We start from the raw sequence: 5,342 nt of genomic DNA on the forward strand, positions 1-5,342 counted from the left end.
CCGTGCGGCCCGGTGCCGCCGGGGCGGCCGGGTCGGGACGGCCCACACCGAGCGCCGGGGCGGACTCGTCCTGACGCTCCAGGGCCACCGCACCCGCGCCGGCCTCGCCGTCGATCGTCGGCGCAGAGTACTGCAGGCCCTGCGGCTGCGGCGCCCGGTCGAGGCCCTTGGCCCGGATCTCGACCGGCTTGTCGAGGAGCGTGACCTGCTCGGCCTCCGGCTCCGGCTCCTGGACCTGCACCTCCAGGTTGTAGAGGAAGCCGACCGTCTCCTCCTTGATGCCGTCCATCATGGTGGCGAACATGTCGAAGCCCTCGCGCTGGTACTCGACCACCGGGTCGCGCTGCGCGTACGCCCGCAGGCTGATGCCCTCCTGCAGGTAGTCCATCTCGTAGAGGTGCTCGCGCCACTTCCGGTCGATCACCTGGAGCAGGACCATCCGCTCCAGCTGCCGGGTGCCCTCCTCGCCGAGCTGCTCCTCACGGCGGTCGTACGCGGTGTGCGCGTCCTCCCTCAGGCGGGAGAGCAGGAAGTCGGCGTCGATGCCGCTGCGCGAGCCACCGGCCTCCTCCTCCATCTCCTCGATGGTGATGCCGACCGGGTAGAGCTGCTTGAGGCTGGTCCAGAGCTGCTCCAGGTCCCAGTCCTCGGCGTACCCGTCCGAGGTGGCGCCCTGGACGTACGCGCCGACGACGTCGTCGATCATGTTGCGGACCTGGTCCGACAGGTCTTCGCCGTTGAGCACCCGCAGCCGCTCGGCATAGATCACCTGGCGCTGCTTGTTCATGACCTCGTCGTACTTGAGGACGTTCTTCCGGATCTCGGCGTTCTGGCCCTCGATCTGGGCCTGCGCGCTCTTGATCTGCTTGGTGACCATCTTCGACTCGATGGGCACGTCCTCCGGGATGTTGAAGCGCTCCATGACCGCCTCGACCGCCCCGGAGCGGAAGCGCTTCATCAGCTCGTCCTGAAGCGAGAGGTAGAACCGGGACTCACCTGGGTCACCCTGCCGGCCGGAACGACCCCGCAGCTGGTTGTCGATGCGGCGCGACTCGTGCCGCTCGGTGCCCAGCACGTAGAGGCCGCCGGCGGTGGCCACCTCGTCCGCCTCGGCGTCGCAGGCCTGCTTCCACTGGGGCAGGACCTCCTCCATCGCCTTGGCGTACTCCTCCTCGTGCTCGATCGGGTCGAGGCCGCGCTGGCGCAGCTCGTTCGCGGCGAGGAACTCGGGATTGCCGCCGAGCAGGATGTCGGTGCCGCGGCCGGCCATGTTGGTGGCGACGGTGACCGCGCCCTTGCGGCCGGCCTGGGCGACGATCTCGGCCTCACGCGCGTGGAACTTCGCGTTCAGGACCGAGTGCGGAATGCCGCGCCGACGCAGCAACTGGGAGAGGATCTCCGAGTTCTCCACCGAGACGGTGCCGACGAGCACCGGCTGGCCCGCCGCGTGCCGCTCGGCGATGTCCTCGACGACGGCGTTGAACTTGGCCTTCTCGGTCTTGTAGATCACGTCCGGGCGGTCCTGGCGGACCATCGGACGGTGGGTCGGAATGGTCACGACCCCGACCTTGTAGACCTTGTTGAACTCGCCCGCCTCGGTCTGGGCCGTACCGGTCATGCCGGACAGCTTCTCGTAGAGGCGGAAGTAGTTCTGGAGGGTGATCGTGGCGAGGGTCTGGTTCTCCTGCTTGATCTCCACCCCCTCCTTGGCCTCGATCGCCTGGTGCATGCCCTCGTTGTAGCGGCGCCCGTGCAGGATGCGACCGGTGAACTCGTCGACGATCAGGACCTCGCCGTCGCTGACGATGTAGTCCTTGTCGCGCTTGTAGAGCTCCTTGGCCTTGATCGCGTTGTTCAGGTACCCGACGAGCGGGGTGTTCACCGACTCGTAGAGGTTGTCGATGCCGAGCCGGTCCTCGACCTTCGCCACGCCCCGCTCGGTGACCGCGATGGTGCGCTTCGAGTGGTCGACCTCGTAGTCGCCCTCGCCGTCCTTGCCGGCCTGGAGACGGGCGACCACGCCGGCGAACTCGCCGTACCAGCGGGCGGAGTGCTCGGCCGGGCCGGAGATGATCAGCGGGGTGCGGGCCTCGTCGATGAGGATCGAGTCGACCTCGTCGACGACCGCGAAGTTGTGGCCGCGCTGGACCAGCTCCTCCTTCGACCACGCCATGTTGTCGCGCAGGTAGTCGAAGCCGAACTCGTTGTTGGTGCCGTAGGTGATGTCGCACTCGTACGCGGCCCGGTGCTCCACCGACGGCCGGTTGGGCAGCACCACACCGACGGTGAGGCCGAGGAACTCGTGCACCCGGCCCATCCAGGCGGCGTCACGCTGGGCCAGGTAGTCGTTGACCGTGATCACGTGCACGCCCTTGCCGGACAGGGCGTTCAGGTAGACCGGCATGACCGACGTCAGGGTCTTGCCCTCACCGGTCTTCATCTCGGCGATGTTGCCGAAGTGCAGCGCCGCGCCGCCCATGACCTGGACGTCGTACGGGCGCTGGCCGAGCACCCGGGCGGCCGCCTCGCGGCACACCGCGAACGCCTCCGGCAGCAGGTCGTCGAGGGTCTCACCGTCGGCGAGCCGCTCCTTGAAGTGCTCGGTCATGCCGGCAAGCTCGGCGTCGGTGAGGTTGACGTAGTCGTCCTCGATCGAGTTGACGGCGGCGGCGATCGCCTTCAGCCGGCGCACCATGCGGCCCTCGCCGGCGCGAAGGACCTTTTCCAGAATCGACACGGATCAACGCTCCCCTAGACAGTCTCGAACCATCGTAGGCGCTCCATCGGCGCGATGGTCACTGGTGGCGGCGGTCGGAGCGGGTCAACCCGACATAAAGCTCGTACCGCCCGCCAATCACGCGCTAATCCGGTTACGCCGTAGGCGAACGATCCGGCACCATGCACGGATGGAGCCTGTGGAGATCATCGAAGACGGCGTGCTTCTGCGGCCGTGGCGGGCGACCGACGCCGAGGCGGTCCTCCGCGCCTGCCAGGACCCGGACATCCAGCGATGGACCACCGTACCGCGCCCGTACCTGCCGGAACACGCCCACGGTTTCGTCACCGACATCTCCGGCCAGGCATGGGCGCGGGGCACCGGAGCGCCGTTCGCCGTCTGCGACCCGGCCACCGGCGACCTGCTCGGCTCCTGCGGCCTGGTCACGATCGACGCGGGCACCGGCAGCGGCGAGATCGGGTACTGGACGGCACCGTGGGCGCGAGGCCGGAACGTCACCGTCCGGGCCGCCCGGGCGGTCGCCCGCTGGGCCTTCGACACGCTCAAGCTGCGCCAGCTGATCTGGCGGGCCGAGGTCGGCAACCACGCCTCCCGCCTCGTCGCCCTGCGCACCGGCTTCCGCGTCGAGGGACGGCTCCGCCTCCCCGACAGCGGCCGGGACGGCTGGATCGGCTCGCTGCTGCCCGGCGAGGTCCCCGGCCCCGGCGAGGTCGGACCGGCCGGGCCGGGCACCCTGGACGCCCGCCGGGCCGCGGTCCTCGGCCGCCCCCAGCCCACCCTCTTCGCCACCACAGCCGACGGTGAGCTGCGGCTACGCCCCCTGGAGGAGCGGGACCTCGACGACGTGGTGATCGCCTGCCGCGACCCGGAGACCATCCGCTGGACGACCGTGCCGGACCCGTACGACCACGCCGACGCCGAGTGGTACCTGGCCTACGGGCGCGGCGCCTGGGCCGCGGGCAGCAGCGCCTGCTTCGCCGTCGCCGATCCCGACGACCGCTTCGCGGGCACGATCGACCTGCGGCTGCACCCCACCGACCCGCTCCTGGCCGACGTGGGCTTCTTCACGGCACCGTGGGCACGTGGCCGCGGCTACCTGCCGGCCGCGCTGGGCGCGCTCACCACCTGGGGCTTCGCCACGCTGGGCCTGACCCGCGTCGAGTGGCGGGCCAACGTCGGCAACACCGCCTCCCGGCGGGCCGCCGAGAAGGCCGGCTTCACCGTCGAGGGCACCGCCCGGGGCGCGCTCACCCACCGCGGTACCCGCGTCGACGCGTGGATCGGCGGGCTGCTCGCGGAGGACCTGGCATGACGCCGGACATCGTCGAGGCGCACGGCGTGCGGCTGCGGCCGTACCGCGCCGAGGACGCAGCCGACGCCGCCGCCGGCTGCGACGACCCGCTGACCCAGCGGTTCCTGCCGGGTCTGCCGTCGCCGTACACCGAGGCGGACGCCCGCAGGTGGATCACCGAGGGCGCGCCCGCTGCCTGGGCCGCCGGCGGTGCCGCGTACGTGATCGCCGACCCGGCCACCGACCGGCTGCTCGGTGGTGTGGGGCTGGGCCGCCTCGTGGCGTACCGGTCGCAGGCCGAGATCGGCTACTGGGTCGCGCCGTGGGCGCGGGGCCGGGGCGTGGCCACCGCGGCCACCCGCGCGCTCGCGGAGCACGCCGTCGCCACCGGCATCGCCCGCCTGGAGCTGTTCACCCACTCGGAGAACACCGCCAGCCAGCGGGTGGCGCTCGCCGCCGGCTTCCGCCACGAGGGCGTCCGCCGGGCGGCCGGCCCGACCCGCGACGGTGGCCGGACCGACCTGATCGCCTGGGTGCGCCTCGCCGACGACCCGCCCGGCCCGGCGCCGCGCGCGCTGCCCGACCTGCCCGACGGCCGGCTCACCGACGGCGTGGTGGCCCTGCGCCCGCTGGGCCCGGACGACGCGGATCTGATGTTCCGGCTGCACAGCCGCCCCGAGGTGGTGGCGAACCAGCCACCCCCGGTGCCGCCGACGCGGGAGGCGATCGAGCGGCGCTGCGCACTGGCGGGCAGCGCATGGCTGACCGGGACCATCGCCCGCCTGCTGATCCTCGACGCGGCGACCGGCGAGCCGGCGGGCAGTTGCGGCCTGTCGGTCACCGAGCCGGCGTTCGGCGAGGGCATGGTCGGCTACGCCCTGCTGCCCGCCTGGCGTGGTCGCGGGTACGCCACGCGCGCGGTCCGCCTGCTCGCCGGCTGGGCGTTCGGGCCGGCGGGGATGGCCCGGCTGGTCGCCGGCACCATGCCCACCAACACCGCCTCGCACCGGGTGCTGGAGAACGTCGGCTTCCGCCGGGAGGGGCTGCTGCGCGGACGGCTGCCCGGCCTGGACGGAACCCGGGTCGACGACCTGGTCTTCGGCCTGCTCCCCGAGGAGTTGCGCTGACGCGTGACGCGGGAACGACCGTGGTGGCGGCGAGGGCCGCCACCACGGTCGGCCGGGTCAGATCGCGAGCGAGATGATCCCGTAGTCGTAGGCGTGGCGCCGGTAGACGACGCTCGGCCGCCCCGACTCCTTGTCGTGGAACAGGTAGAAGTCGTGGCCCACGAGCTCCATCTCGAACAGCGCGTCG

4 protein-coding genes are annotated in these 5,342 nt (G+C 71.8%); 2 read left to right on the forward strand and 2 right to left on the reverse strand.

The genetic code is table 11. From position 1 onward, the window contains the following. The coding region (secA, locus tag AB0I76_RS21635) for a preprotein translocase subunit SecA (RefSeq protein WP_357038270.1) at positions 1-2,737 on the reverse strand (2,737 nt) is incomplete at its 3' end. Between the two features lie 169 nt (positions 2,738-2,906). On the opposite strand from secA, the gene AB0I76_RS21640 reads away from it, so the two are divergent. Then, complete coding sequence (locus AB0I76_RS21640; protein ID WP_357038273.1) at positions 2,907-4,049, forward strand: GNAT family N-acetyltransferase; 1,143 nt, start codon at positions 2,907-2,909, stop codon at positions 4,047-4,049. Further along, a complete protein-coding gene (locus AB0I76_RS21645; RefSeq protein ID WP_357038277.1) occupies positions 4,046-5,155 on the forward strand; it encodes a GNAT family N-acetyltransferase in 1,110 nt (369 codons plus the stop codon). Before AB0I76_RS21640 ends, AB0I76_RS21645 begins: the two co-directional genes overlap by 4 nt. Before the next feature lie 57 nt (positions 5,156-5,212). Here the strand turns inward: AB0I76_RS21645 and AB0I76_RS21650 are convergent. Next, positions 5,213-5,342, reverse strand: a 130-nt coding sequence (locus AB0I76_RS21650; protein ID WP_357038280.1) for a sigma 54 modulation/S30EA ribosomal C-terminal domain-containing protein, incomplete at its 5' end; no start/stop codon positions are given.

It is taken from the genome of Micromonospora sp. NPDC049799 (genome assembly GCF_040656655.1).
Classification (GTDB): domain Bacteria; phylum Actinomycetota; class Actinomycetes; order Mycobacteriales; family Micromonosporaceae; genus Micromonospora.